This window comes from Bacillus sp. ATD, assembly GCF_050585765.1.
Classification (GTDB): domain Bacteria; phylum Bacillota; class Bacilli; order Bacillales; family Bacillaceae; genus Bacillus; species Bacillus stercoris.
On record NZ_JBOBQH010000004.1, the window covers coordinates 174,241 to 200,844 of the forward strand.

General features: G+C 45.7%; 33 protein-coding genes, 1 tRNA gene and 1 riboswitch. Of the genes, 1 reads left to right on the forward strand and 33 read right to left on the reverse strand.

Annotated elements, in window-relative coordinates:
- Positions 1-30: 30 nt before the first annotated feature.
- The 24 genes from ACQXR1_RS11560 to sdhC all read right to left on the reverse strand — a co-directional run bounded on the left by ACQXR1_RS11560 (position 31) and on the right by sdhC (position 14,906).
- The gene (locus tag ACQXR1_RS11560) at positions 31-813 is read right to left on the reverse strand and encodes a DNA replication protein (protein ID WP_430772213.1); all 783 of its coding nucleotides are present in this window, start codon (positions 811-813) and stop codon (positions 31-33) included.
- A gap of 19 nt (positions 814-832) precedes the next feature.
- On the reverse strand, positions 833-1,045 hold the full coding sequence (locus ACQXR1_RS11565) for a hypothetical protein (RefSeq protein WP_430772214.1): 213 nt from the start codon (positions 1,043-1,045) through the stop codon (positions 833-835).
- Positions 1,042-1,692, reverse strand: coding sequence for a hypothetical protein (locus ACQXR1_RS11570; RefSeq protein ID WP_430772215.1), 651 nt, complete (start codon positions 1,690-1,692; stop codon positions 1,042-1,044). The genes ACQXR1_RS11565 and ACQXR1_RS11570 overlap by 4 nt, the downstream gene beginning before the upstream one ends.
- Before the next feature lie 20 nt (positions 1,693-1,712).
- A complete protein-coding gene (locus ACQXR1_RS11575; protein ID WP_430772216.1) occupies positions 1,713-1,883 on the reverse strand; it encodes a hypothetical protein in 171 nt (56 codons plus the stop codon).
- Between the two features lie 16 nt (positions 1,884-1,899).
- Positions 1,900-2,250: a hypothetical protein gene (locus ACQXR1_RS11580; RefSeq protein WP_172861209.1), complete on the reverse strand. Its 351-nt coding sequence runs from the start codon at positions 2,248-2,250 to the stop codon at positions 1,900-1,902.
- The gene (locus ACQXR1_RS11585) at positions 2,237-2,470 is read right to left on the reverse strand and encodes a hypothetical protein (protein ID WP_430772217.1); all 234 of its coding nucleotides are present in this window, start codon (positions 2,468-2,470) and stop codon (positions 2,237-2,239) included. The genes ACQXR1_RS11580 and ACQXR1_RS11585 overlap by 14 nt, the downstream gene beginning before the upstream one ends.
- Entirely contained in the window at positions 2,470-2,871 is a 402-nt protein-coding gene (locus ACQXR1_RS11590) for a hypothetical protein (RefSeq protein ID WP_430772218.1), read from the reverse strand. Before ACQXR1_RS11590 ends, ACQXR1_RS11585 begins: the two co-directional genes overlap by 1 nt.
- A 12-nt stretch (positions 2,872-2,883) precedes the next feature.
- Positions 2,884-3,267 carry a hypothetical protein gene (locus ACQXR1_RS11595; RefSeq protein ID WP_430772219.1) on the reverse strand — a complete coding sequence of 128 codons (384 nt, stop codon included), beginning with the start codon at positions 3,265-3,267 and terminating at the stop codon, positions 2,884-2,886.
- Entirely contained in the window at positions 3,257-3,457 is a 201-nt protein-coding gene (locus ACQXR1_RS11600) for a DUF7695 domain-containing protein (RefSeq protein WP_430772220.1), read from the reverse strand. Before ACQXR1_RS11600 ends, ACQXR1_RS11595 begins: the two co-directional genes overlap by 11 nt.
- Before the next feature lie 35 nt (positions 3,458-3,492).
- Positions 3,493-3,822, reverse strand: a complete 330-nt coding sequence (locus ACQXR1_RS11605; protein WP_430772221.1) for a hypothetical protein — start codon at positions 3,820-3,822, stop codon at positions 3,493-3,495.
- Positions 3,823-4,180: 358 nt separating this feature from the next.
- The gene (locus tag ACQXR1_RS11610) at positions 4,181-4,558 is read right to left on the reverse strand and encodes a helix-turn-helix domain-containing protein (protein ID WP_059336237.1); all 378 of its coding nucleotides are present in this window, start codon (positions 4,556-4,558) and stop codon (positions 4,181-4,183) included.
- Positions 4,559-4,767: 209 nt separating this feature from the next.
- Positions 4,768-5,712 (reverse strand): tyrosine-type recombinase/integrase, encoded by a 945-nt coding sequence (locus tag ACQXR1_RS11615; protein ID WP_430772222.1) that lies wholly within the window; start codon positions 5,710-5,712, stop codon positions 4,768-4,770.
- A gap of 271 nt (positions 5,713-5,983) precedes the next feature.
- A tRNA-Arg gene (locus tag ACQXR1_RS11620) sits at positions 5,984-6,057 on the reverse strand.
- A 129-nt stretch (positions 6,058-6,186) separates the two neighbouring features.
- A complete protein-coding gene (locus ACQXR1_RS11625; protein WP_416723276.1) occupies positions 6,187-6,696 on the reverse strand; it encodes a metallophosphoesterase in 510 nt (169 codons plus the stop codon).
- A 15-nt stretch (positions 6,697-6,711) separates the two neighbouring features.
- Positions 6,712-7,308 (reverse strand): XTP/dITP diphosphatase, encoded by a 597-nt coding sequence (locus tag ACQXR1_RS11630; RefSeq protein WP_083252880.1) that lies wholly within the window; start codon positions 7,306-7,308, stop codon positions 6,712-6,714.
- Between the two features lie 12 nt (positions 7,309-7,320).
- Positions 7,321-8,058 carry a ribonuclease PH gene (rph, locus tag ACQXR1_RS11635; RefSeq protein WP_003246039.1) on the reverse strand — a complete coding sequence of 246 codons (738 nt, stop codon included), beginning with the start codon at positions 8,056-8,058 and terminating at the stop codon, positions 7,321-7,323.
- Between the two features lie 110 nt (positions 8,059-8,168).
- A complete protein-coding gene (gene gerM / locus ACQXR1_RS11640; RefSeq protein WP_014664884.1) occupies positions 8,169-9,269 on the reverse strand; it encodes a spore germination protein GerM in 1,101 nt (366 codons plus the stop codon).
- 114 nt (positions 9,270-9,383) lie between these two features.
- Complete coding sequence (racE, locus tag ACQXR1_RS11645; protein ID WP_080488111.1) at positions 9,384-10,202, reverse strand: glutamate racemase; 819 nt, start codon at positions 10,200-10,202, stop codon at positions 9,384-9,386.
- A 7-nt stretch (positions 10,203-10,209) separates the two neighbouring features.
- On the reverse strand, positions 10,210-10,650 hold the full coding sequence (locus ACQXR1_RS11650) for a MarR family winged helix-turn-helix transcriptional regulator (RefSeq protein ID WP_304592468.1): 441 nt from the start codon (positions 10,648-10,650) through the stop codon (positions 10,210-10,212).
- A 245-nt stretch (positions 10,651-10,895) separates the two neighbouring features.
- Positions 10,896-11,120 carry a spore germination transcription factor GerE gene (gerE, locus tag ACQXR1_RS11655; protein ID WP_003184172.1) on the reverse strand — a complete coding sequence of 75 codons (225 nt, stop codon included), beginning with the start codon at positions 11,118-11,120 and terminating at the stop codon, positions 10,896-10,898.
- Between the two features lie 115 nt (positions 11,121-11,235).
- The gene (locus ACQXR1_RS11660; RefSeq protein ID WP_040082240.1) at positions 11,236-11,679 is read right to left on the reverse strand and encodes an acyl-CoA thioesterase; all 444 of its coding nucleotides are present in this window, start codon (positions 11,677-11,679) and stop codon (positions 11,236-11,238) included.
- A 60-nt stretch (positions 11,680-11,739) separates the two neighbouring features.
- Positions 11,740-12,501, reverse strand: a complete 762-nt coding sequence (sdhB, locus tag ACQXR1_RS11665) for a succinate dehydrogenase iron-sulfur subunit (RefSeq protein ID WP_069839675.1) — start codon at positions 12,499-12,501, stop codon at positions 11,740-11,742.
- 2 nt (positions 12,502-12,503) lie between these two features.
- On the reverse strand, positions 12,504-14,264 hold the full coding sequence (sdhA, locus tag ACQXR1_RS11670) for a succinate dehydrogenase flavoprotein subunit (RefSeq protein ID WP_014664887.1): 1,761 nt from the start codon (positions 14,262-14,264) through the stop codon (positions 12,504-12,506).
- Positions 14,265-14,297: 33 nt separating this feature from the next.
- Positions 14,298-14,906, reverse strand: a complete 609-nt coding sequence (sdhC, locus tag ACQXR1_RS11675) for a succinate dehydrogenase cytochrome B558 (protein WP_003222512.1) — start codon at positions 14,904-14,906, stop codon at positions 14,298-14,300.
- A 292-nt stretch (positions 14,907-15,198) separates the two neighbouring features.
- On the opposite strand from sdhC, the gene ACQXR1_RS11680 reads away from it, so the two are divergent.
- Complete coding sequence (locus ACQXR1_RS11680) at positions 15,199-15,645, forward strand: YslB family protein (RefSeq protein ID WP_003222508.1); 447 nt, start codon at positions 15,199-15,201, stop codon at positions 15,643-15,645.
- Positions 15,646-15,688: 43 nt separating this feature from the next.
- Here the strand turns inward: ACQXR1_RS11680 and ACQXR1_RS11685 are convergent, their stop codons facing one another.
- The 9 genes from ACQXR1_RS11685 to lcfA all read right to left on the reverse strand — a co-directional run bounded on the left by ACQXR1_RS11685 (position 15,689) and on the right by lcfA (position 26,491).
- Positions 15,689-16,915: an aspartate kinase gene (locus ACQXR1_RS11685; protein ID WP_014664888.1), complete on the reverse strand. Its 1,227-nt coding sequence runs from the start codon at positions 16,913-16,915 to the stop codon at positions 15,689-15,691.
- A 124-nt stretch (positions 16,916-17,039) separates the two neighbouring features.
- Positions 17,040-17,219, reverse strand: a riboswitch (Lysine riboswitch).
- Positions 17,220-17,283: 64 nt separating this feature from the next.
- A complete protein-coding gene (gene uvrC, locus ACQXR1_RS11690; protein WP_430772223.1) occupies positions 17,284-19,056 on the reverse strand; it encodes an excinuclease ABC subunit UvrC in 1,773 nt (590 codons plus the stop codon).
- 135 nt (positions 19,057-19,191) lie between these two features.
- A complete protein-coding gene (gene trxA / locus ACQXR1_RS11695) occupies positions 19,192-19,506 on the reverse strand; it encodes a thioredoxin (protein WP_014664890.1) in 315 nt (104 codons plus the stop codon).
- Between the two features lie 322 nt (positions 19,507-19,828).
- Positions 19,829-21,316 carry an alpha-N-arabinofuranosidase gene (gene abfB / locus ACQXR1_RS11700; protein ID WP_227098895.1) on the reverse strand — a complete coding sequence of 496 codons (1,488 nt, stop codon included), beginning with the start codon at positions 21,314-21,316 and terminating at the stop codon, positions 19,829-19,831.
- 214 nt (positions 21,317-21,530) lie between these two features.
- Positions 21,531-22,508: an electron transfer flavoprotein subunit alpha gene (gene etfA / locus ACQXR1_RS11705; RefSeq protein WP_069839677.1), complete on the reverse strand. Its 978-nt coding sequence runs from the start codon at positions 22,506-22,508 to the stop codon at positions 21,531-21,533.
- Positions 22,509-22,543: 35 nt separating this feature from the next.
- A complete protein-coding gene (gene etfB / locus ACQXR1_RS11710) occupies positions 22,544-23,317 on the reverse strand; it encodes an electron transfer flavoprotein subunit beta (RefSeq protein ID WP_014664893.1) in 774 nt (257 codons plus the stop codon).
- Between the two features lie 14 nt (positions 23,318-23,331).
- Positions 23,332-24,108 (reverse strand): enoyl-CoA hydratase, encoded by a 777-nt coding sequence (locus ACQXR1_RS11715; protein WP_103030797.1) that lies wholly within the window; start codon positions 24,106-24,108, stop codon positions 23,332-23,334.
- Between the two features lie 14 nt (positions 24,109-24,122).
- Complete coding sequence (gene fadR, locus ACQXR1_RS11720) at positions 24,123-24,707, reverse strand: fatty acid metabolism transcriptional regulator FadR (RefSeq protein WP_040082234.1); 585 nt, start codon at positions 24,705-24,707, stop codon at positions 24,123-24,125.
- A 101-nt stretch (positions 24,708-24,808) separates the two neighbouring features.
- Positions 24,809-26,491, reverse strand: coding sequence for a long-chain-fatty-acid--CoA ligase LcfA (gene lcfA, locus ACQXR1_RS11725; RefSeq protein ID WP_430772224.1), 1,683 nt, complete (start codon positions 26,489-26,491; stop codon positions 24,809-24,811).
- Positions 26,492-26,604 lie beyond the last annotated feature (113 nt).

Consider the following 26,604-nt stretch of genomic DNA (forward strand, 5'->3'; position numbering starts at 1 on the left):
CGACGATATCTCCGATAGCGAATTTCGGCTTCATCTACGCATCCCCCTTTTCGATTCACCTACGAATTCAATCTCGCGGCACAGGTCGCCAATACGGTCGGCCAGCCGCTTTTCCCCGAACACGGTCGCCAGCGATCCAAGCGCAACGTTACTCGTATAGATAGTCGGCAGCTGATTCGTTACTCTCGCGTTGATTACAGCGTGCAAATCGCCACGGAACCCGTCCGTTGCATCACGCACCCCTATATCGTCCAGCACCGCAAACTGCGCCGTCTTAGCCGCTTCTAACGCGCGATAATAACGAGCCGCCGCCGGCTCTGCGACTGAATCCGGAACACGCGGACGGTTGAATTCGTTATAGTCGTTCTGCCACGCGTTTACGTCGAGGAAATACGCCGGCCGCTGTAACGGTTCGAGTCCACGCCGCAACGAACCGCTGTAATGAACGCGCAGCCATTCGTTAAGGAGCGCCGCGGCCGTCGTTGTCTTACCGGTGCCGGGCGATTCACTTACGAGGTACAGCGACTTTATGCGGTCGGCTGCCGCTACCGATCCGGTTTGATGATCGAATTGGCGGTTAAATGTAGACGCGTAAGCATAAGCCGCTTTATAAGCCTCCGGTTGGTCACCACGCGCCGGCGAATTCTGTAGCGTCACGAGCCGATACTCACGCGGAAGTCCTGCCGCCCCCGACCGTCCTCCATTTCCGCTTACGCCGTGCATCTGAATGAAAGCCGTACAGTGTTTCGTACAAGCCGCCGTACCTGCCCCCATGCATCCGTTAGCAAGTACGCAATTATTTTCGTTAGTCATATTCGTGGACCTCCTTTCATTAATAGATCGGATCGTATAGATTCGGTACGATATACGGCTCTTTTCCGTCTCCACTATCCTGTACGAGCATTCGCATACCCTTAATACGATGATGCTTCGGTATCTCTTCAAATAACGCATGATATCCGGTAAGCTCCTCGGAGATTTCGATTGTTTCATGCGTATAAAATTTTCCGGTTGGTTTGAAATACGTAACGTTTACCGTCTTCATTCGCCCACCTCTTCGCGTGAGTCGTCGATAATCGTTAGGTCAGCCTCGTCTATAAAATCGAAACCTCCCCCGACGTATCGGTATCTACCATCCGCAATTTCTTTTATCTTTCTTTCGTAGCTGTCATCGCCGGCTTCGTCTTCGCGGCATAACTGATAATAAATCTCCTCGTACTTTCCGCGAACAACATCGCCTATACGAACCTCAGTCGGTTGTGGCGCGTTCAAGTATTCGTCTGGCACCGCCAAGTCTAGCGCACGTCTTAGAGCGATTGCTTTACCGATGTGAACGTTGAAACAGTCGGATGGTGCAGCTTTAGCGATTCCTCTCGCAAAGACCTCACTGGTGTACTCACCTTTAATTAACGCAACAACGGTGCGTTTATTACGATTAACAATGAAATCAATCCCGCACCATTCTGACGTGTTATCCATGACCAATTCCTCAGCGTCCGCCTTCGCCTGCTCAACGATTTCATCACGGCGGGCTTGGGCGCTTTTCTCGGCATTCATTTTCGCTAACTTTCGCTGAACTTGTTTAGCCGCTCGAAATCCTTCTTGAAATGTGCGCTTTTTAATCGCCTCCATTACCGCATCGCCATGTGCGATTAACTCGTCGTATCCCATTGCGTTCAAATCGATTTTCATTCCGTCAGCCTCCTCGTAATTTACTCGCATAAAATCGCCGCTACTTTTGCGAAGTCCTCTTTGCGGACTGAAACCTGATCGTAACCTTCGCCAATTCGGATCACTTCGCCTTCAATCTCGAATGCTATCGTTTTCTGATCCTCGTCAAAATACGAATCGTTTATCGTGTTAATTACGACTCTCATATCCACCGCAACCCCTCCTCGTTTAAAACCACGTATTATCTACGCCTTCATTGCGTTCGGCTCTTTGCTGTTCGGCCTGGACTTCCGTAAGCACACGCGATAAAACACTTTCGCGCATATACGAGAACATGAACGCAAAGTTACAGCCCGGATATTTCAGCGTCGGCTTTTTCTCCGCGAAACATTTATCGATGAACCTCCGCGTAACCTCGGCGCCTTGCTCGTCGATCATCAGCTTTAGGTTCTTCGCCTCCATGCCGCGATTGTTCGTTACGTAAGGAATTCCGTAAGTTTCTTTGTGCTTGGCGTGTAGGTAGCCGATAAAATCGCGCGTGTTCCACTTGGCGACCGGCTTTGATTCATACGTTGTCATCTTCGTCACCTTCCCAATGACCATGCTTCCTCATTATGCTAATTACCTCTTCCGCATAAGGCTCATCTTGATTAATCACTAGGTATTGAGGGAAGGATTGTTTATCGTCTATCACTCGGTTTAAAGCGATCTCTACGCCAAGATCATAGAGCGCTTGTTGCTGTTCATCTGTTCCATACCGAGCAACATCCTCGTTTTTAAGAATCGTATATTTACTCATCAATGCATGTTCACTCCTTCGATATGGATTCCGAGAATGCTGATAGTGCTGACTATTCCGTCCAATACCCCGTTATGAAACTGCCTGCCTCCGCGATCACCTGCCGAATGCCGCTCGTCTCGCGTTCTTTTTGTCTTTTCGTAATACTCCCGAACCTTTTCCTCCGGCGTCTTTTTGACTTCGTATCCGTTGACCAATGCGGCTGCTAGCATCATGATGTCGAGTTGATTTAGACATTCAAAACGTCCGAACCACGGAGTTGTCTCTCCATCGCATACCTTTGCGTGATGTATTAGCATTTGAGCGTTTATTTCATTCCCGCGTTTCAGTCCTTGACGTTCATAAACTTCGATACATAATTCGATTGCCTCCGCCTGTTCCTTCGTGATTGTCGGCTTCATTTTAGCGCCTCCTTATATATAAAATGATTCGATTTCTCTGCGTATCGCTTTTGATAGTTCGCTAAAACCGGTCTTACTTTTATCTAATGCCGGGAGACATTTATCGAGCAGTTCCATTAGATCGCAGATATTCTTGTCGGCCTCTTCGTATAACCACAGGTTAATATCAATGCGTCCCTTCATACGCTCTAACGTCTGCTTTACGAGGTCTTTTACGCCCTCCGGATGACCTACCGCATACTCGACCGTGCCCTCTTCGAATCCATATTCGTCCGGCAACATATCGCGAATAGTCGCTAGCTCTCCGATAAGCATTTTGTTTTCCTTATTCAACCGCTCGTTCTCCGCAATCAATCCGGCAATAGTGCAGCGTAGGTCTGCGATTTCATTTTTCATACTCGATCAACTCCTCGTAATGATTCTCAGCCGGATGTTCCGGGAAGCCACGACGAGGATAATCCAGTCCGCCGTCTACGTAAACATCCCCGCATTTACACCTCCGAAACTCATGTGACCGTTTGGATTCGATTACGTCCCCGCAATGTTTACATCTAATTGCGTTACGTATTATCCGCTTTCCCTTCATGTTTTCGCCGCCTCTCCGCCGTTTTATCGTCTTCCCTACCGAATACCCTCGACCGTCAGTAACGCCGCTAATTCGCCGCGAAATTCCCGTATTAATCGTGCTAATTCCGCCAGCGATTGCTCATCCGAAGCCCGCAGCCTCCGGTTCATTACGTCCATTAGCGCCCGTTCGACCGTCGAGTGAAACGCTACCTCGCGCCAATTCTCAACGTGCTTAGGAACCGGATAGAGACATTCGCCCTTTGCGATACGTTTCGCAAATGTAGGCGCCTTGGTCGGGTCGCTGAAGTAGCGCTCCTTTACGATGATATTGCGTTCGTCTGACGTGAGTTTGTAATCGGGTGATACCGGAATGTTAATCGTCATGGTTATCGTTACTCCTTTCGTTAATTAGCCGTCGCGATTCGAGGATATTTCGGGCCTTTTCAATTTCGCCCATTTCGTACTGGGATTTCGACAATTTAATCGGGGCAGTTGCGAGAATTTTCCGCGCCTGTTCTTCGGATAGGGTCGAGTTACCTTCGCACATACTCGCCCTCCTTTCGTTATTAATAAGACATAGCAATCGTTCGCTTTCGCTCCCTCTTGCAGATATTCTTTATCGCGATAAGATTCTATTAATTAATAAGTATCTGCGCGAAAGGTTTTAATTGAGCGCTATTATTAGTTTAGTTAAATAAGTCTAGTTAAATGAGTTTAGTTCGTCTTCAAACTGTGAAGTACCTTACTTCAAATCTTGCAGGGGGCTATTATCGTTTTTTGAAGTGCCGCCCGCCACGAACCAATCCGGAGGCTCCCATAGCGTGTATTCATTCGAAGTCTGACCGTTACCATTTTTGCGTTCTTTGACGTCAATAAGTTCGAGTTCCTTCAGCCTACGCAATGCTGACCGCACTGTATTCGTTGAGCACCGACATTTATCCGCGATAGTCTGAACGCTTGGATGCGACTTCTTACTCGTATTATCTGCGTGGAAACAAAGTACGGCGTATACGAGTTTCTGGACCGGCTTATCTAAATACGTTTCGTCTGCGATAACCGACTTCGTAACACGTACGAATCTGTGGTCGTGAAAGTCGATCGGACGCTTTGCGTTTGTCATGCGTTATCACCTCGCCATAACATACTTTTGATTGAAATTCGCGTATTTCACGTTTAGTTTTAAATTCGAGTTTTCCCTCACTCATTTATATAACGGGTAGGTTGTCGTCAATTTTGCGACATCCGAAGCAAAACTTTTTTACGACCGATAATATGCGCGCAAAATAAATACCGCGCAAAAATGGACGAAAAAAAAGCCGCTGAACTTAATCAGCGACGTAAAAATTTTCGTATTGGTGAGTATTTATTATGCTGCGCCTTCACGTCAGCGTTACTCATCTGAACGTATTTGCGCGTTGTTTTAATATCGGCGTGATCGAGGATTTTCTGCAGCGTAAATATATCGCCACCATTTAATAGATAATTTCTTGCGAATGTATGGCGGAACATGTGCGGATGCAGTTCGTCTAATTTAAGTCGGACTTTCATCCGATTCAACCGTTTCCTAAAAGCGTCAGCAGTGAACGGATCTCCATACGCATTCATAAATACTTGATCGGGCTCGCCGAAATATTGGCGTATCTCTTCGTAAAGTTCCCGGACCATTCTGCCGACTTCTCGTGAAATAGGAATCTCGCGTTCTTTTCGATTCTTTGCGATCTGTGACGGAACCAATACGGACATACTGCGGAAATCAAATTGCGATATGTGTACCGAAACGGCTTCCTCCGGTCTGAGCCCCGTATCTAACATTAAGTACATTAAAACCTTGTCGCGCCATTCCGCAAATTGACGGTCATCAAGCGCGTTGAAAATCTTACCGATCTCTTCGTCTGTCAGTCCGCGAACTTCTTTTTGCTGATCGTCGCGAACCGGTTTAATTGATTCCATCGCATTTTTCCCGGTAAGACCTTCCGCATACCAAAAACGACACATCGTTTTCAGCGTACGCAATCGCATATTAATTGTATTAACGGACAGTCCTTCGCGCTCTACTACTTTCCGGTGTTCTGCGCCTTCATATGGTCGCCTGTCTTTCCGCAGGTAGTTAATATATGCGCGAATAATTTGCGCTGTTAAAGCGTTAATGTCCTCGATGACTTCCTGGTATTCTTCCGATAAAAATTCGCGCAAATACGAAATGTGCTGCCGGTAATCTTTAATCGTTCGAGGCCGGAGTCCTTCCGCTTCTTTTGCTTGTACGAATATTTCCAACGCCTCTTCTAGCGAATATTTAACGTCAACGGGCGTACGTCGGTCTTCCGGAGACCGTTGGACTCCTCGACTAGCCGTCGGACGTCTTTCCGTAATAAATTTTCGTGCCACGTCTATTGCGCCTCCTTAATCGTTCGGTCGGGCGCCATTTGATCCTACGTAAACGACAGCGTAAGTCCTACGTACAACGAAAAAACCCGCTATGTCAGCGAATATGTCATCGTTGATTCAACGTAGACAATCCGCAATCCATAACGGGTCATGATGGGTACGTCCCAGGAGAGATTCGAACTCCCGACCGACGGCTTAGAAGGCCGTTGCTCTATCCAGCTGAGCTACTGGGACACGTTATGTTTTTTGTTTTTCGCTTTAACTATCAGCGACAAGATTTATTATATATGGGATGCAACAATAAGTCAACGGTTTTTTAGAATTTTTTTCATGAGGAAGAAAATTTTCTTCCTCATGACATTTTCATAGTGTGACTCGGTTTTGCAGATCCTCAATTTCATTGCCTGCTTGGTCGTAAAAACGGACTGTCGCAGCATCATTTTCTAATGTCAGTATAGCATAGCTTTCTGTCTTGCGCACCCTTGGAAGCCGGATGCTGCCTGGGTTAATCATCAGTTTTCCGCGCAGCACTTCGCTTCCCGCGATGTGCGAATGCCCGAAGCAGATAATATCCGCTCCGAGCTCCTCTGCACGATAGTATACGTTTAACAAGGTCTGTTTTATACCGTGAAGGTGGCCGTGTGTGACCAGTATTTTTCTTGAACCGGCAGTTAGAAGAAGCTCGTCCTTAAAATCGCCGGCAAAATCGCAATTGCCTTTTACAACCGCATAAGGCTCCAATGCAGGGTGCCCCGTTTCAAGCTCAGAGTCCCCACAATGAATCATAAGGTCAACTTCTGCTTCATGCCGTTTCGCAATGGTCTGGAGTTCTTCTTCAAGCCCATGGCTGTCACTGATAATCAGCACGTTCATGTACAAGCTTCCTCCTTATGCCTCCAAAAGCTTAGACAGCTTTTTAAGCGCGTCAGCCCTATGGCTGATTTTATTTTTTTCATCACTAGTCAGTTCAGCCATTGTCTTATCTTTATCTTTCACGATAAAGATTGGATCATAGCCAAAGCCATATTCTCCTCTCGGTTCTTCAGCAATATACCCTTCAACATGGCCTTCGACTGTTTTTGTTTCCTCTCCCGGAATACTCACGGCCAATGCGCAGCGGAAACGGGCGGTGCGCTGTTCTTTTTCGATTCCTTTCAGCTCGCTGAGCACTTTATCGATATTTGCCTGGTCGTCTTTCTGTTCCCCTGCATAGCGGGCTGAATAAACCCCGGGTCTGCCGCCAAGATTATCAATGGATAGACCGGAGTCGTCCGCAATCACCATTTTGTTCACTGCTTTGGCAACAGCTTCCGCTTTCAGAATGGCATTTTCTTCAAATGTATGGCCTGTTTCTTCAATTTCTTCTGTGAATCCAATTTCAGCTAACGATTTGACATCGTAGCCTTTTGGCTCAAGAATTTCTTTAAATTCCTTCACTTTTCCCGGATTATGTGTCGCAATAATTGCTTCTATCATGATGATCAAGCCTTTCTGTCTTTATTTCAGTTCTGGCAGAGAATCCCCCAGCACTTCTTTTTGCTTGTCAATCAGCTCTTGAATTCCTTTTTCCGCAAGACCGAGAAGACCATTCAGATCCTCTCTTGAAAAAGTCGCCTCTTCGCCGGTTCCCTGCAGTTCCACGAAACGGCCGCTGCCTGTCATGATAACATTCATGTCAACTTCAGCAGAGGAATCTTCTTCATAATTTAAATCTAACAAAATTCCCTGTTCCTTATCAATTCCAACAGAGATCGCAGCGAGAAAATCAGTGATCGGATTTGTCTTGATTGTTCCTGCTTTGATCAGCTTGCCAATGGCAATCGCCATCGCAAGAAATGCGCCTGTAATGGAAGCTGTTCTTGTTCCGCCATCAGCCTGAATGACATCACAGTCAATCCAAATCGTCCGTTCACCAAGCTTTTCCAGATCTACAACAGCCCGAAGCGCGCGGCCGATCAGGCGTTGGATCTCCATTGTTCTGCCGGAAATTTTCCCTTTAGAAGATTCTCTAATTGTTCTTTGATTAGTTGCCCGCGGCAGCATGCTGTACTCTGCTGTAATCCAGCCTTTTCCTCCGCCCCGCAAAAACGGCGGTACGCGGTCCTCAACAGACGCGTTGCAGATTACCTTTGTATTTCCCGCTGTTATTAGAACAGAACCTTCCGGATGGCTGATAAAATCCAAATCGAATGTGATTGGACGCAGCTCATCGTGTTGTCTTCCGTCATGTCTCATGTTTTACCTCCGATTGTATGTACATAAACCATTTTTGTCCCGGAATTGAATAAAGAAAGAGGCAGCCGGAACGCTAACCTCTTTCTTTCTAGTATATCAAAAATCCCAATTTAAAAACTACCCGTATTCACTTGAGAAGGTCTGGAGACCGGTTCTGTGAGCTTTTCGCCTTTTTCGTTTACAAGCTCTGATTTTCCATTCACTTTAACAGAGACGCCTTTTACATCCGGCTGTTCCGTTAACGTCAGCACAATGCTGTTCAGCACTTCTGAAGAAATCATTTTCGTCTTCTCATCGGCGCTGCCGAATATAGATTGATTGAAATCCAACGTCACGCGACCGTCTTTCATTTTCGGTTTGCTGACCAGCTTTACATCTTCATTGAAGTCTGTTAACAGCCCGCTCACCTTGCTTGGGCCTTTAGCCAATTCATTGATGGCTGCTGTAATGTCGTCTTTTTCCGAATTGTCGATTCGTTTCGTCACAGGCACGTAGTACTCACTGTCTTCGTTTTCCGCCAAATAGTAGACTGTCAGCGGGTGGGTAGCAGTGAGATCATTTACACCGGCTGTTTCCAAATTAATGCCGTCTTTGCGGCTTAAATCATCTGAGATCGGCGTACCTCCTACAGGCATCTCCTTCAGTTCATGCCCGTTTATTCTCAGCTTCACTTTATCTATCGAACTGAATTGCGTCAGCGTCCACGTCACAGATTGAACGATTTTCTGTTCGTCCTCTTTCTTATAATTTTTGAACTCATTAGAGAAATCAGCTATCGCGGTTCCATCTTTTTTGATGTCAACGTTAACCGTTGTGTCAGCCGGCAATACCGCTCTGAAGCCATTCGGAAGAATTTCAGACACAGGCCCGCCCTGTACGAGGTATTCAAGCGCCTGCTTAGCCGTGCTCTCACTTTTAGGAAGAGGCAGCGTTTGCGCGACGACATACCCGTTTTTATCAATAAGATATAGCTCCCTCATAACAGCAGATGAGGCTTGATCCGTTTTTGCGGTATCACTCTTTTTATTCTCTGTTTTTTCGGCTGCTGTAGTATTTGACTTAGCCCCCGCTTCATCGTTCACGTATGTAACGTCTTGAGGCGGATCAATTTCCTTGGCTGCCTTATCAGATTGAAACAAACCGCATCCGGATAAAAGCAAGGCAGAGGTGAGACAAGTCGCACCAATGACTGCAGGTCCTTTTTTCAGCATACTTTTCCCTCCTAAGGATGTTTGTACTATTATGTATACGAGCCTCTTTAGGAAATAGACCGAAGAATTCCGGCAAAACAGAAAAAACCCGCAACATTCCGTTGCGGGAAAAAACTATCTTTTAATCGGTTCTTGCAGTGAGATACATTCCACATGCCCCACTTCATGGCCAAACCAATCGTCTGCGATTTTTGCAAACTGATCACGCGCCCCTGTTGTCAGGAACTGATGATCCGGGGCAATCGCAGACTGGTTCAGCAGCCCTTTATAAGAGAGAATTGTGCTGACTTCCCGGGCTGTTTCATCGCCGGACGAAATAATGTTTACGTGCTCTCCCATATATCTTTGAATGGCTTCTTTTAAAATAGGGTAATGGGTGCAGCCTAAAATCAGCGAATCAATCGATGTGTCTTTTAACGGGTACAGCGAGGTTTTAACAATCTCGTCTGCTGTTTTGTCGAGAAACTTCCCGCTTTCCACAAAAGGCACAAGCAGCGGGCAGGCAAGGTTTTCAACCTTCAGATCAGGATTTAATGCCAAAAGCGCCTCTTCGTATGCATTGCTCTTAATTGTATTCTCTGTACCGATGACACCGATATGCTGATTATCCGTCACTTTTATCGCTGCTCTCGCACCAGGCTGGATGACTCCGACCACTGGTATACCGATGCTGCGCTGGATGTCATCCAATGCGATCGCTGTTGCTGTGTTACAGGCGATCACGAGCATTTTGATGTGGTGGTTTTCGAGTAAATAATTCGTCAGCTCCCACGTATATTGAAGCACCTCTTCTTCAGGGCGCGGCCCATAAGGACACCGTTTCGTATCCCCGACGTAGATAATATTTTCTTTAGGTAGCTGTCTCATGATTTCCTTCGCAACGGTTAAACCGCCAACCCCGGAATCAATGACTCCTATTGGTTGTTCCAACAAAATCGCCTCATTTTCTCTTCATTTCATGCTGCAGTTTCATCAAAGATTTTTCGAAGATGGCTATTTCTTCATCTGTAAACGATTCGAACATATCACGCAAATATTCCTGCCTTTTTGTAATGACCTCTTGGATAATCCGTTCTCCTTCAGGCAGCAGATGTATCCGGACAACACGTCTGTCCGCCGGGTCCTTGACCCGCTCAACAAGCTGATTTTTTTGCATGCGGTCGATTAAGTCCGTTGTCGTGCTGCATGCCAGATACATTTTGCCCGATAGTTCGCCGATTGTCATATCTCCCAGTTCATAAAGCCATTGCAGGCCGACAAATTGCGGCGGCGTAATTGCATATTGGTTAAGGATTTCTCGTCCTTTTTGCTTAATGATCGCGGCAATGTGGCGGAGAGACTTTTCAATATCCGCAACATGCTCCAAAGGTTTTGATGTCATTTGTCCATCCCTCACTCAAGGATCTCTTACGCACAAAAGCGTTCCGTGTCTATTTTCCTTCTTTTTTGAAGAAAATGCAAGACTCGCAGGAGAGAAATAGAGGACTTTAGTCAAACAACATCAAGCAAAAAAATTCATTTTATGACTTGCCTACGTTTTGCACAGCATTCAAAAATATGGTTTCGATGTTCCAAACAAACAGCAATAACCGGCTCCTTCCTGAAAAGAAGGAATACCGGCAAGAATTAAAGCTCTAGCTCACCCATTCTAAGAAGCTCAACAACGGCTTGCGAACGCCCTTTCACACCCAATTTCTGCATGGCATTTGAAATATGGTTTCGAACGGTTTTCTCACTGATAAATAGCTCGCTTGCAATCTCCTTTGTTGTCTTATCTTGAACGAGCAATTCGAACACTTCTCTTTCTCTTTTCGTTAGCAGCGGCTTCGATTGAAATTCTTTCTCCTTCAAGTATTGTAACCCTCCTTGCTAAGGTGAGAGCGAATCAGAAACGAATGGGTTTTGATATAGTCGAGATATCATATGTAAGAAGGGCACAGGAGGTGACGTTTACAAGAGAATTAGTTTATCGTGTATGGAGAAGCGTTTCTTTCTCATCATCCGTCCAGCTGACAGCCTTGCCGCTTTCCTTCGAGACTTGAACCATCACGACTGCTCCGGTGAAGCAAGGTTCGCCTTTGTGGTTCTCTCCGAGATAATGCAAGGTAAGAGATGAACTGCCGACAGCGCTTGTTTTCACATAGATGCGCAGCTCTTCATAAGGCATGACTTGGCGCAAATAATCGCACTGCTGGCTTGCCACAACTGTCATGGTCTGTTTGTTTTCACTCATCATATTCAGCTTTTTAAAATAAGAAATTCGCGCCTCCTCAAAATATATAAAAGGGGTTACATTATTCATATGCCCAAACATGTCCGTCTCGGAAAATCTTACGGATACCTCATTAAAAAAAGAAAAGGATCTTTTCCATTCTGGAAACGGCATATCAATATAAGCGGGAAGCTTCATCTTTTTTCATCTCCTTATTGTTTAAAAAAACCTCTCCCATGCGGAAGAGGTTTTTTCTTCTTATACTCTGTCGCTTCCGAAGAAATTGCGGAACGCTTGTAAGTTTGTATCTCTATTTAAGGCTGCAATCGAAGTGGTAAGCGGAATGCCCTTCGGACAGGATTGGACACAGTTTTGCGAGTTGCCGCAATCTGCAAGGCCGCCTTCATCCATTAGTGCTTCTAATCGGTCAGATTTATTCATGGCGCCTGTCGGATGTGCGTTAAACAGGCGGACTTGCGACATCGGTGCCGGCCCCATGAACTTCGATTTGCTGTTCACATTCGGGCAGGCTTCGAGGCAGACGCCGCACGTCATGCATTTTGATAATTCATATGCCCATTGACGGCGTTTTTCCGGCATTCTCGGCCCCGGTCCTAGATCGTACGTGCCGTCAATCGGTATCCACGCTTTTACCTTTTTCAATGAATCAAACATTCTGCTGCGGTCAACCTGCAAATCACGAACGACTGGGAATGTTTTCATTGGTTTTAAACGAATCGGCTGCTCAAGCTGGTCGATAAGCGCCGTACAAGACTGGCGGGGCTTTCCGTTTATGACCATTGAACATGCGCCGCATACTTCCTCAAGACAGTTCATATCCCATGTGACAGGGGTTGTCTTTTCACCTTTGACATTAACCGGATTCCGGCGGATTTCCATCAGAGCGGAAATGACGTTCAGATTCGGGCGGTATGGAATCTCAAATTCTTCATCGTAAGGCGTGCTGTCGGCTGTATCTTGACGTGTGATAATAAATCGTATGGTTTTTTGTTCACTCATGATTATTTCGCCACCTTCTTCTTCGAGTAATCCCGTTTCCGAGGCGTTATCAGTGATACATCGACATCCTGATACTCAAATTCCGGCGCTTCATACGGGCTTACATGTTTAGCCATTGTTGTTTTGAGCCATTCATCATCATTACGTTCAGGATAATCCGGTTTATAATGGGCGCCCCGGCTTTCATTACGGTTGTAAGCGCCAAGGGTAATCACCCTCGCAAGCTGGAGCATGTTCGAGAACTGGCGTGTGAACATCGCCCCCTGGTTGCTCCATTTTGTCGTGTCATTGATGTTGATCTTTTTAAAGCGCTCCATTAATTCCTGAATTTTGTCGTCCGTTTTCAAAAGCTTGTCATTATGGCGGACAACCGTTACGTTCGCCGTCATCCACTCACCGAGCTCTCTGTGAAGAACATAGGCATTTTCAGTTCCGTCCATGCTCATAATATCAGCCCATTTTTCTTCTTCTTTTTTAACGTGAGCGTCGAATAAAGAAGAAGACATGTCTTCCGCTGAAGATTCTAAGCCGTTTACATATTTCACCGCGTTCGGTCCGGCCACCATGCCTCCGTAAATCGCAGACAGCAGGGAGTTTGCTCCCAAGCGGTTGCCGCCATGCATAGAGTAATCACATTCCCCAGCCGCAAACAGTCCAGGGATGTTTGTCATTTGATCGTAATCCACCCATAAACCGCCCATAGAATAATGGACCGCCGGGAAGATTTTCATTGGAAGCTTGCGCGGGTCGTCTCCCATGAATTTCTCATAAATCTCAATGATGCCGCCAAGCTTAATATCCAGCTCTTTCGGATCTTTATGAGACAGATCGAGATAGACCATGTTTTCACCGTTAATGCCAAGCTTCTGGTTCACACACACATCAAATATTTCACGTGTCGCAATATCACGCGGCACCAGGTTTCCGTATGCCGGATATTTTTCCTCGAGGAAATACCACGGTTTGCCGTCTTTATATGTCCACACGCGGCCGCCTTCACCACGCGCTGATTCACTCATCAGTCTTAGTTTGTCATCGCCCGGGATGGCTGTCGGGTGGATTTGAATGAATTCTCCGTTTGCATAGTACGCTCCCTGCTGATAAACGATGGAAGCAGCAGATCCTGTATTAATCATGGAGTTCGTTGATTTTCCAAAAATGATCCCCGGTCCGCCGGTCGCCATAATGACCGCGTCAGAACGGAAGGATTCAATTTGCATGTTTGTCAGGTTTTGCGCAACAATTCCGCGGCAGGTTCTGTCATCATCTAATACAGCGCCAAGGAATTCCCAGCCTTCGTATTTTGTGACCAGACCTGCAACTTCGTATCTGCGCACTTGCTCGTCCAGTGCATAAAGCAGCTGCTGTCCCGTCGTCGCACCCGCATAAGCCGTTCTGTGATGCTGTGTACCCCCGAATCGACGGAAATCAAGCAGGCCTTCAGGCGTCCGGTTAAACATAACACCCATCCGGTCTAATAAGTGGATGATCGAAGGCGCCGCTTCACACATTGCCTTGACCGGCGGCTGGTTGGCAAGAAAGTCTCCCCCGTATACCGTGTCATCAAAATGTTCCCACGGAGAGTCACCTTCCCCTTTTGTATTGACCGCTCCGTTTATGCCGCCTTGCGCACAAACTGAATGAGAACGTTTGACAGGAACGATGGAAAACAGCTTAACCGCCATTCCTGATTCCGCTGCTTTAATTGTCGCCATGAGGCCGGCAAGACCTCCGCCGACTACGATAATGCTTGATTGACTCATGATAGCCCCTCTCCCTCTAGTAATCTAGTACTCTTAAACAAATGCAAAAATCGCTTTTAAGCCTACGTATGACAGTGCAACAAAAATAATCAGCGTAACGTATGTCGAAATTCTTTGAGAACGAGGCGTGACCGTGATGCCCCATGTAACAGCGAAAGACCATAAACCGTTCGAGAAGTGGAAAATTGTTGATAAAACACCGACAATGTAAAAGCCAAGCATAGCCGGAGAGCTCAAAATATTCGCCATCATGTCGAAATTGACCTCAGCGCCCATTTGTGCGGCAATGCGGGTTTCCCACACGTGCCAGCTGACGAAAATAAGAGTGATGATACCGGTTACACGTTGCAGGACAAATAGCCAGTTTCTCATATAGCTGTATTGGCCTGCGTTATTTTTCGCAGTAAACGCTATGTACACACCATAAACTGCATGATAAATTAATGGTAAGAAGATAATAAAAATTTCCAAGGCATACCTGAAAGGCAGGCTATCCATAAAATGAGCAGCGCTATTGAATGCTTCAGCGCCCCTTGCGGCAAACTGGTTGACGACTAAATGCTGAATGAGAAAGATGCCGACCGGTATGACGCCAAGCAAGGAATGCAATCTTCGAAAATAAAACTCTCTGTTCCCAGACATTACTTTACCCCCTGTTTGATAAGTGCGAAATGTGCTAAATCTCTTCCTCCACTTCTTTCAATTGTAAGCACTTTATTAAGATTTATTGACAATTTCATTTTACTCCTCCCTCAAAAGGGCGTCAAGAAAACGCGTACATAAATTATAATTTTCCGAATTGATTAGTTGATTGAAAAATTTTATTTTATCAATATATATTTCTCGCTTAATTTTTCATAAGAATTACAGGATCATTCTGTAATCCTCCCCCCTGTTTGAGCTATAATATACGCAGGAGAGAGGGGAGACAGATATGAAGTCTAAATTTGAAGCATCTATTGACAACCTAAAAGAAATTGAAATGAACGCCTATGCCTACGAACTAATACGAGAGATCGTTCTCCCAGACATGCTTGGCCAAGATTACTCTTCCATGATGTATTGGGCAGGAAAACATCTCGCCCGTAAGTTTCCTCTTGAATCATGGGAGGAATTTCCGGCCTTCTTTGAAGAAGCGGGCTGGGGAACCCTCACCAACGTAAGCGCTAAAAAACAGGAGCTTGAATTTGAACTCGAAGGGCCGATCATTTCCAACCGGCTTAAACATCAGAAAGAACCTTGCTTTCAGCTGGAAGCTGGTTTTATCGCTGAACAAATTCAATTGATGAATGATCAGATTGCCGAATCATACGAACAAGTGAAAAAGAGAGCCGATAAAGTGGTTCTGACTGTGAAATGGGATATGAAAGACCCAGTGTAATCAAAAAGGCGGTGACTGCTTAGTCCCGCCTTTTTGATTGTCATTACACAGCTGAAGGGTGTTTTGAAAGCTCAAATGCATCGTGAAGCGATTCGACTGCTTTCACCATATCGTTTTCGCTTACGACGGTTGACACTTTGATTTCAGATGTGCTGACCATTTTGATTAAAATGTTTTTTTGCGCCAGTACAGCAAACATTTCAGCCGCTACACCGGGATTTGAGACCATGCCTGATCCCACAATGGATACTTTGGCCAATTTGCTTTCTGTCTCGATTTTCTCGAATTCCAGCGCGTCTTTATACTCTTCAAGCACCGCAACGGTTTGGTCTGCATCTTCTGTTTTGACAGAGAAGGAAATTCCAGTCTTGTCCTCGGCCTGCGTTTGGATAATGATATCCACGTTTATGTTTCTTTTGGCAAGTGTCGTAAAAATAGTAGACAACGTTGTCAGGCCGCTAGTCAGCCCGTAAATGGTTACCCTTGTGATTTGATCTTCAAATGCAATGCCTCTGACAATTAAATTCTGTTCCATGGATGATTCCTCCTCAATTAATGTCCCCGCTTCGGTTTCTGTACTTGAACGCACTTCTAACGGCACTTGGTAATTTTTCGCGAACTCAACAGCTCTCGGATGAAGAACGCCGGCGCCTAAATTGGCAAGCTCAAGCATTTCATCGTATGAGATGCCGGCAAGTTTTCTCGCTGATTTCACATAGCGCGGATCAGTTGTAAACACGCCGGGCACGTCTGTATATATGTCACATTTATCAGCTTTTAAAGCGGCAGCCAAAGCTACTGCTGTTGTATCTGAACCGCCACGGCCCAATGTCGTAATTTCACAATCCTCTGTCATGCCTTGAAATCCTGCAACAATGACGATTTTTCCTTCTTCAAGCCGGTCTGCTAAAACCGATGTGTCGATATCTGTAATTCTGGCGTTTCCGTGAACGGCCTCCGTACGGATTCCCGCCTGCCAGCCAGTATAAGACACGGCGTCATAGCCTTTTTCCTGCAATGCCATTGAGAGGAGTGAAATCGTGACCTGTTCGCCTGTCGCCAGCAGCATGTCCATTTCGCGTTTGCTCGGCTGGTCAGAAATGGCTTTTGCAAGGCTGACCAATTCGTCAGTGGATTTTCCCATAGCTGACACGACGACAACGACTTGATGGCCTTTCTGTTTTTCTGCAATTGCGCGGTTTGCCGCATTTTGAATTTTTTCGACTGAGCCGACGGAAGTACCTCCGAATTTTTGTACAATAAGACCCATGATTACCACCCTTTACATTTTGGTTCGTGCGGGTGAGGAGAAAGAGCGCTTTGTCCACAATAAAAAAAGCAATGAGAGGAATACTCTCATTGCTTATCAATTAATCATCATGAATGATTATGAACAACGAGATAGCCCTCCAAGAAAATGATTTCTTGACAGCCTTACATTTATTCAATGCACGGCCAGCAAATAATACCGATGGGGTTTTATTTGCTTCGGCGACGCTCCCCTTTCAGCCTTTTTCACAGAATCCATCTTTCTCCAAAGGCATACTCTTGAAGTTCGCACCTCTATCTTCACCATATAACACGATCTAACTATGAAATTAGTTCACATTTTATCAGATCTTATTGAAAAGGACAACATTATTTTTGCAATTTATCGTAAAGGAGCTGAGCCGCCGCAGTGGGAACACCCGCTTTTTTGATGTCCTCAAGGCTTGCTTCCTTCATTTTTTTAACGGAACCGAAATGCTTTAACAGCATTTTCTTTCTTTTCTCTCCGATACCCGGGATATCATCCAATACGGATTGAAACGCGCTTTTTCCGCGGATTTGTCTGTGAAAACTGATTGCAAAACGGTGCACCTCGTCCTGAATGCGCTGCAGGAGGTAAAATTCCTGGCTGTTTCGTTCCAGATACACCACCTCCAGCGGCTCCCCGATCAGTAGGTTTGAGGTTCTGTGCTTTTCGTCTTTCGCTAAACCGGCGATCGGAATATCCAAGCCGAGTTCATTTTCAATGACATCCCTTGCAGCGTTGATCTGCCCTTTTCCTCCGTCAATGATGATCAGATCAGGCAGCGGCAGATTTTCACGAAGCACTCTCGTGTATCGTCTTCTGACGACCTCTCTCATAGAACCGTAATCATCAGGTCCTGTAACGGTTTTGATTTTATATTTGCGGTATTCCTTTTTGTACGGTTTGCCGTCGATAAACACGATCATCGCGGAAACCGGGTTTGTCCCCTGTATGTTTGAGTTATCAAACGCTTCAATTCTGTGCGGCGTATAAATATTCAATGCCTCACCGAGTTTCTGCACAGCCCCGATTGAACGCTCCTCGTCCCGTTCGATTAAGGAGAATTTTTCTTTCAGTGCAATTTTCGCGTTTTTATGGGCCAGCATGAGCAGTTCTTTTTTCTGGCCCTTCTTCGGCTGGTGAACGTTTGTTTCCAGCAGCTGCTCGATCATGGATTGATCTACGCTGTCCGGAACTAAAATCTCCTTCGGAAGGAAGTGGTTGTTTTTTGAATAGAACTGTCCGATGAATGTAAGGAACTCTTCATCCGCTTCCTGATAAAGCGGGAACATGCTGACATCGCGCTCAATGAGCTTCCCTTGGCGGATGAAAAAGACCTGCACGCACATCCAGCCCTTGTCATATGCGTACGCAAATACGTCCCGGTCGACTAGATCGTTCATCGTCATTTTTTGTTTTTCCATCGTTGATTCAATATGGGCGATCTGGTCACGAAGCTCTTTTGCCCGTTCAAACTCAAGATTCTCAGCGGCTTCGTGCATTTTTTCTTCGAGCTCTTTTTTGACCTCATTATAGCCGCCCCTTAAGAAACGGGTAATGCTTTCAACCAGCTCTCTGTTCGTCTCTTCGGAAATGTCCTTTACGCACGGAGCAAGACATTGGCCCAGATGATAGTAAAGGCACACTCTGTCCGGCAGCTTGGAGCATTTTCTGAGAGGGTACAGACGGTCGAGCAGTTTTTTTGTTTCCCTTGCTGCCTGTACATTCGGGTACGGTCCAAAATATCGCCCTTTGTCTTTTTTGACATTGCGGGTGACAATCAGCCTTGGGTGGCGTTCATGGGTGAGTTTTATGAAAGGATAGGTTTTGTCGTCTTTGAGCATGACGTTGTATTTCGGATCATACTTTTTGATCAGATTCATTTCTAAAATAAGCGCTTCAAGATTGGAGGACGTCACAATATATTCAAAATCCTCGATTTCCGTCACAAGCCTTTGGGTTTTCGCGTCGTGAGAACCGGTGAAGTAGGAGCGCACTCTGTTTTTCAGCACCTTTGCTTTTCCTACGTAGATCACAGTCTGCTGCCGGTCCTTCATGAGATAACAACCCGGTTGATCGGGAAGGAGGGCGAGTTTTTCTTTCAGTTGTTTGTTCATATAGTACCCTTCCTTATATTTAATCCTTTGTTTCCAGTTTAACACGAACGTTTGTTTTTCTCTATGATTCACAATTGGCGAATAAAAAAAGCGATCCCTCAATCGGAATCGCTCTGGCATGTAAGCAGCCGAAAATTAAAGATGTTTGTTTACAAGCTCTTGAAGCGCTTCTTTCGGTTTGAAACCGACTGAAGTTTCAACTACTTCTCCGTCTTTTAAGATAAGAAGTGTCGGGATGCTCATAACGCCGTATTTTCCAGCTGTTTCTTGGTTTTCGTCTACATCGATTTTTACGATTTTCAGTTTGTCGCCCATTTCTTGATCCAGTTCTTCAAGAACAGGTGCAATCATTTTACAAGGTCCGCACCAAGGAGCCCAGAAGTCTGCCAGTACGACGCCTTCGCTTGTTTCAGCTGAGAAAGATTGATCAGTTGCTTTTACGATAGCCATTATTGAATTCCTCCAATGTGAAATGATGATTTTTAGTATAGCATCTCCCATTCGTTCACGCTATCTTAATGCTTACAAATTATTTTTTCCTGATCATAACCGGTTTACTCATTTTTATCCGGGCTGAATGGGATGTGTCACTTTTATTAAAACACGAATCTGATAATGGCACCGATTACTACAATAGCCCCGATAATCATTAGAATAGTACGAAGCATAGGATAACATCTCCTCTTCACTGTCATGTACTTTACCATGCCCTTTTGTTGCTGTTTTAAAACATGAAAAAGCGCCGGGACAAAGCGCCGGCGCTCTCGCACGATTATGAATCAGCATGCAGCGTAAGCAAGACGACTGACATTGGCGGGAGTTTTACTTTCAGTTTGTTTTTGCTGAGCGTGTATTGTCTGAACGCTTCCGGTTTGACGTGATGAGGATCGTCAAATGTGTTATGTGCATTCATTTTTTCTGCCGTAAGAATGACTCCGGAATGGTCCGTTGCCTTGTGTAAGCCTCTCAGCTCGATCTCAGCCTCCGCTTGGTTTTGGTGATCGATGTTGCAAATCGTGATATTGATATCGCCTCCAGCTTGTTTTGACGCTGACATGCTGATTTGCGGGAGCGTTTCACCCTTCCATTCATAGTCGGCACACAATACCTCTGTATCTAAAAGAGAAGCATCCTGGTGCACCTTAAACATATCAAACACATGGTACGTCGGTGTCAAAAGCATCCGCTCTCCCTCAGTCAAAATCATCGCTTGAAGAACGTTTACTGTTTGAGCGATGTTGGTCATTTGCACCCGGCGGCAATGCTGATGGAAAATGTGAAAATGGGAAGCCGCCACCAGAGCATCACGTATGGTGTTTTGCTGATAAAGGAAACCTGGATTCGTGCCTGGCTCAGGATCAAACCACGTGCCCCATTCATCAATAATCAGCCCGACCCGCTGCTCCGGATCGTACCGGTCCATAATCGTGCCGTGTTTTTGAATCAATTCATCGATGTATTTGGCTTTTTTCATTGTAATGAACCATTCATCCTCCGTGAATTCTGTGGCTGATCCTTTGCCCTTCCAGAAATCACCCGGAATCGTGTAATAATGAAGACTCAATCCGTCCATCAGGCCAGCGGCTTTTTTCATAAGCACGTCCGTCCAGTTAAAATCATCGACATTTGCGCCGCCTGCAATTTTATAAATTTCATTCCCGCTGTAATTGCGGACATAAGTCTGAAAACGGCGGTACAGATCTGCGTAGTATTCGGGATGCATGTTGCCGCCGCAGCCCCAGTTTTCATTGCCTACGCCAAAATATTTCAGCTTCCAAGGCTCTTCTCTTCCATTTTGTTTTCTCCAGTCTGACATGGGCGTGCCTTCTTCAAATGTCATGTACTCAATCCATTCCGCCATTTCCTGAACGGTTCCGCTTCCGACATTGCCGCAAATATATGGCTCGCATTCAAGCAGCTCGCAAAGCATCATAAATTCATGCGTTCCGAATTCATTTGATTCAATTGTACCGCCCCAGTGAGTGTTAAGCATTGTTTTACGGTCACCGACACCGTTTGCCCAATGGTATTCGTCCGCAAAACACCCGCCCGGCCACCTGAGGACAGGAATATGCAGCTGTTTGAGCGCTTCCAGCACGTCCTTTCGTATTCCGTTGATATTGGGAATGTCTGAGTCCGTCCCGACCCATATCCCCTCATAAATCCCTCTTCCTAAATGCTCAGCAAAATGACCGTATATATTTTTGTTAATGGTTCCTTTTACGATATCTGTTTGAATCACTGCTTGATGTTCAGACATGCCTCTGATCATTCCTTTCATACGAATATGAAAAGCACCACAGTCAAATATGTGATCTGTCGTTTGCCTGAGGAGTCAGCATGAATGTAAGCGCTTTTAAAGTAACCATATTATATATGTTCGTACATGTCAACGATATTTTCTATCTTATTTATATTTGTACGTATGTATTTATGAATGTAAAAAACCCGGACTTTTAAAGTCCGGGTTTTCTTTATGAGTGTATATTCAACTGTTTGAATTCCTCAGTTAATAACGGGACGACTTCAAATAAATCTCCGACAATGCCGTAATCGGCTATTTTAAAGATGTCGGCTTCAGGGTCTTTATTGATGGCGACGATCACCTTGCTGTTTGACATGCCGGCCAAATGCTGAATGGCGCCGGAAATGCCGCATGCAATGTACAAATCCGGGGTGACGACTTTCCCGGTCTGCCCGATTTGGAGAGCGTAATCGCAATAATCAGCGTCACATGCACCGCGAGAAGCCCCGACTGCGGCTCCTAGGACCTCAGCAAGCTCCTCCAGCGGCTGAAATCCTTCCTTGCTTTTGACTCCGCGGCCGCCCGCAACGATAATTTTCGCTTCAGAAAGATCAACACCGTCGGCTGTTTTTTTCACGACCTCTTGGATCACGGTACGGAGATCAGTTAGAGAAACATCAACGCTTTCGATGTTTCCCGACCTGCTTGTGTCTTTTTCTAAGGCTTGAATGTTATTAGGGCGAATCGTTGCAACAATCATCGGATCGGTGGAAATGACCCTTTCAAAAGCTTTCCCCGAGTAAATCGGGCGTGTGAACACAACATTCCCTCCGGTAACGCTTACATCTGTAGCATCAGAAATTAAGCCTGTTTGCAGCCGGGCAGCAAGCTTCGGCGAAAGGTCCTTCCCCATTGCCGTATGCCCGAATATGACTGAATCAGGCTTTTCTTGCTCAATCACACCTCTCATGACCTGGCTGTATCCGTCTGCCGTGTATGATTTCAGCTTCGGATCCTCGGCTGTGAGAACTTTATCTGCTCCGTAGTGGATAAGTTCTTGTGCAATGCTTTGTACATTTTCGCCGATCAGAACACCGATAACTTCTCCATCGCCTGAAATGGTCCTTCCTGCAGCTATTGCTTCAAAGGTGACATTCCGCAATTCTCCGTCGCGTATTTCTCCGAGTACGATCACTTTTTTTCCCATTCTAACATCCCCCTGTTTCTTTGAATGTCCAAGCTTTAAATGACTTTAGCTTCGCTGCGGAGCAATGAGACAAGCTCTTTTGCCTGTTCGGCAGGCTCTCCCTGCAGAAGCTTCCCGGCTTCTTTTTTCGGCGGCAGAAAACGTTCAATGGTTTTCAGCTTTGGTTCGGCGTCCTCCTCGTCCAGGTCAAGATCATCAAGCTCAAGCTCTTCAAGCGGCTTTTTCTTAGCCTTCATAATTCCCGGAAGTGATGGATAGCGCGGCTCGTTTAAGCCCTGCTGAGCTGTGACAAGCAATGGAAGCGTCGTTTTGATTTTTTCAACATCCCCTTCGACATCCCTTTCTGCTTCTGCATCAGTTCCGTTGATGTCGAGTTTGGTGATCGTAGTGATACACGGAATGTCCAGGAGCTCGGCAAGCCTAGGCGCCACTTGTCCTGAGCCTCCGTCAATGGCAACATTTCCGCCGAGAATCAAGTCAAACTCCTGATCCTTCATATAATGGTATAACACTTGAGAAATGGAATATTGGTCGGGTTCTTCGAGATCATCTTCTATGTTGATTAAAACGGCTTGGTCACATCCCATGGCAAGCGCAGTACGCAACTCTTTCTCCGCTTCTTCACCGCCGACCGTGACGGCGGTGATCGAACCGCCGTGCTTTTCCTTCAGTTGGATGGCTTCCTCTATTGCATACTCGTCGTATGGATTAATGATCCATTCCGCTCCGTCATCCTGAATCTTTCCTGCTTCAATGACGATTTTTTCCTCTGTATCAAACGTCCGTTTCATCAGTACAAATAGATTCATGATCATATCCCCTTTTATTCGCCTTTGAACTGAGGCTTTCTTTTTTCGAGAAATGCCTGGATGCCTTCCTTGGCGTCCTCTGACTCAAATGCTTCCCCAAATCGTTTTGCTTCAAGCTTTAAGCTTCCTTCGTAGGAATACACCTTGTTGGAATAAAGAAGCTCAAGCAAAGACGCAAGCGTTTGCGGGCTTTTCTCTGCAAACTTAGCAGCAAGTGCTTTTGCTTTTTCAAGCACTTCTGCCTCATCTTTTGCTCCAATTGAGACAAGTCCGAGATCAAGCGCTTCTTTTCCGGATATCGGTTCTCCTGAGCCGATGAGCTCTAGTGCCTTGGCTGTACCGACATATTTCGGAAGACGCTGTGTTCCTGCAAAACCCGGGATGATACCAAGGTTAAGCTCTGGGAGCCCCAGCTTAGCATCTTCTGCCGCGATTCTGATGTGACAGGCCATTGCAAGCTCCAGCCCGCCTCCGAGAGCAGCGCCGTGAATCGCTGCGATAATCGGTTTTGGAAAGCTTTCAATTCTCTCCATTAACTGCTGGCCGCGCTCAGCGAGCAATGAGGAATCCTCATTGCCTTTAAACGATGTGAATTCTTTAATATCAGCGCCGGCTGAGAAAAATCTTCCCTCGCCGTGAATGATAATGCTTCGTACACCGGCATCTGTCTCACATTGATCAAGACAGGAAGACAGCTCTTCTAATATCTGGCTGGAAAGCGCGTTTGCCGGCGGATTGTGAATCGTCAAGACTGCCACAAATTGATCCACCGCAAGTGAAATTGCATTCATAGGACAGAACTCCTTTACTTATTGTGAATTCCGGATACCAATAATTCTAAAACGCTGTTTGAAAGCGCAACGAGATCGTACTTTTGGTCATTCATCACCCAAGTTGTCACGGTTTCGTCAATCGTTCCAAAAATCATCTGCCGGGCGAGGCGGACATCGAGGCCTTCTTTTATTTCGCCTGATTGTATACCTTCCGTCAAAATGCCATCCAAAATATTCAAGTAGCCTTTTAATATTTCGTTGATTTTCTGGCGCAGCTCCAAGTTGGATTGGCGTAGTTCAAGCTGAGTGACAATCGCGAGATTATGGTCACCTGCTAAAAGGGAAAAATGCTTTGAAATCACAAGCGCCAATTTCTCTTTTGCTGTTGTTTTTTCTTTAATGTCCTCTTCCATCCGCTCAATAAATTGGCCCATTTTTTCTTTGAAAAGAGAAATTAAAATATCTTCTTTGTTTTTAAAATAGAGATAGATGGTGCCGTCCGCTACTCCGGCTTGTTTGGCAATTTTGGATACCTGTGACTGGTGGTAGCCGTTTTCCGCAATGACTTCTACTGCTGCATCAATAATCTGCATATACTTTGGCCGTTTTTGCTTCAATGTTCATCGTTCCTTCCTATAGAAATGAATGACTATTCATTCATAATTTCATGATAAGAAGGATTTTCGGGTTTGTCAAGTTTATTCATAGGCGTTCTTTTTTATTTGATATGATGATTTTCGGCTTCTTCTTCAAGTAAACGCCTTCTTAAAATTTTTCCGACCGCCGTTTTCGGCAGCTCTTTTCTGAACTCATAGGCTTTGGGCACCTTGTATGGCGCCAGTCGGGATCTCGCAAAGGCGTCCAGTTCTTCTGCATCGGCATTTGCGCCTTTCTTTAATACGACAAATGCTTTTACTGTTTCTCCCCTGTAGGAGTCGGGCACACCTGCGACGACAATTTCCTGGACGGCTCCATGTTCATAAAGCGCTTCTTCTACTTCACGCGGGTAAATATTGTAACCTCCGGCAATGATGATATCCTTTTTCCTGTCAGCAATATAGAAAAAACCTTCTTCGTCCATATAGCCCATGTCCCCGGTGAACAGCCAGCCATCTCTCAGAACAGCGGCGGTTTCCTCTGGTTTGTTCCAATATCCTTTCATGACCTGCGGACCTTTTACAATGATTTCTCCATGCTCATACGGAGCGGCAAGCTCACCCGTCTCTTCAGAATAGATCGCGGCGTCCGTACTCGGCCAAGGACAGCCGATACTGCCCGGCTTGTTTTTCCCCCAGATAAAGTTGGCGTGCGTCACTGGGGATGCCTCAGACAAACCATAGCCTTCCACAAGTTTTCCGCCAGTCACCTTTTCAAATTTCTGCTTTACCTCCACAGGGAGCGCGGCTGATCCGCTAAGACAGCTTTTAATGGATGACAGATCATAATGCTGCAATTCGGGGTGATGCAAAAGGCCAATGTAAATTGTCGGTGCCCCTGGAAAGAGCGTCGGTCTGTGTTTGTCGATGATTTTAAGTGTTTCAAGCGGATCAAACTTAGGAAGAAGAATCATTTCGAAGCCTAGTTTAATCGAATAGTTCATGACTGCCGTCAGTCCGTAGACATGAAAAAACGGGACAATGCCCAGCACTTTTTCAGCGCCTTCCTTCACATCGAACATCCAAGCGGCGCACATTTCAGTATTGGCCAAAATATTTTGGTGCGTAAGCATGACCCCTTTGGGATCTCCGGTTGTTCCCCCGGTATACTGGAGGACAGCGATATCATGCTCAGGATCGATCTTCGGGATTGTCAGGAGTTCAGTTTTTTCCTGCTTCAAACTGGAAGCGAACGTGTGAATGTTAGCTGTTTTGTCAAAGTCGATATGCACTTTTTGTTTTTGCGTGAGCGGGTAAAGAACATTTTTCGGAAAAGGCAAATAGTCTTTTACGCTGGTGATCAAAATCTGTTCGACTATTGATAACGTTTTCATTTTTATTGCCTTCGGAAAAAGCAAATCTAAGGTGATAATCACACTTACTTCAGCGTCTCTGAGCTGATATTCAAGCTCATGCTCGGTATAAAGCGGGTTCGTCTGCACCACGATGCCGCCAGCAAACAAGACACCATAATAAGAAATCACTGTTTGTGGGCAATTGGGCAGCATAACAGCCACTCTGTCTCCTTTTTGCAGGCCATTGCACTGCAAAAAAGCTGCGAGTTTAAGAGCATCCGTCAGAATGTCATGAAAGGTGAGTTTTTTTCCATAAAAAGATATTGCGGTTTTGTCAGGGAATCGTGCGGCGGAGTCTGTCAGGATGGATTGCAGGGTTTTATTCGGCAACGGAAGCTCATGCGGGATATCGTCGGGATACTCGGCAAGCCACGGCTTTTGAGACTGCATAAAATCTCCCCCTTTCGATTTTAGAGTTCCACCCTATCATTATAGCAGATGGACGACAAAAAAAAGAAAAAGAAAGGTAAATCTTTCTTTTTCTCGTCATACGAACAGATATA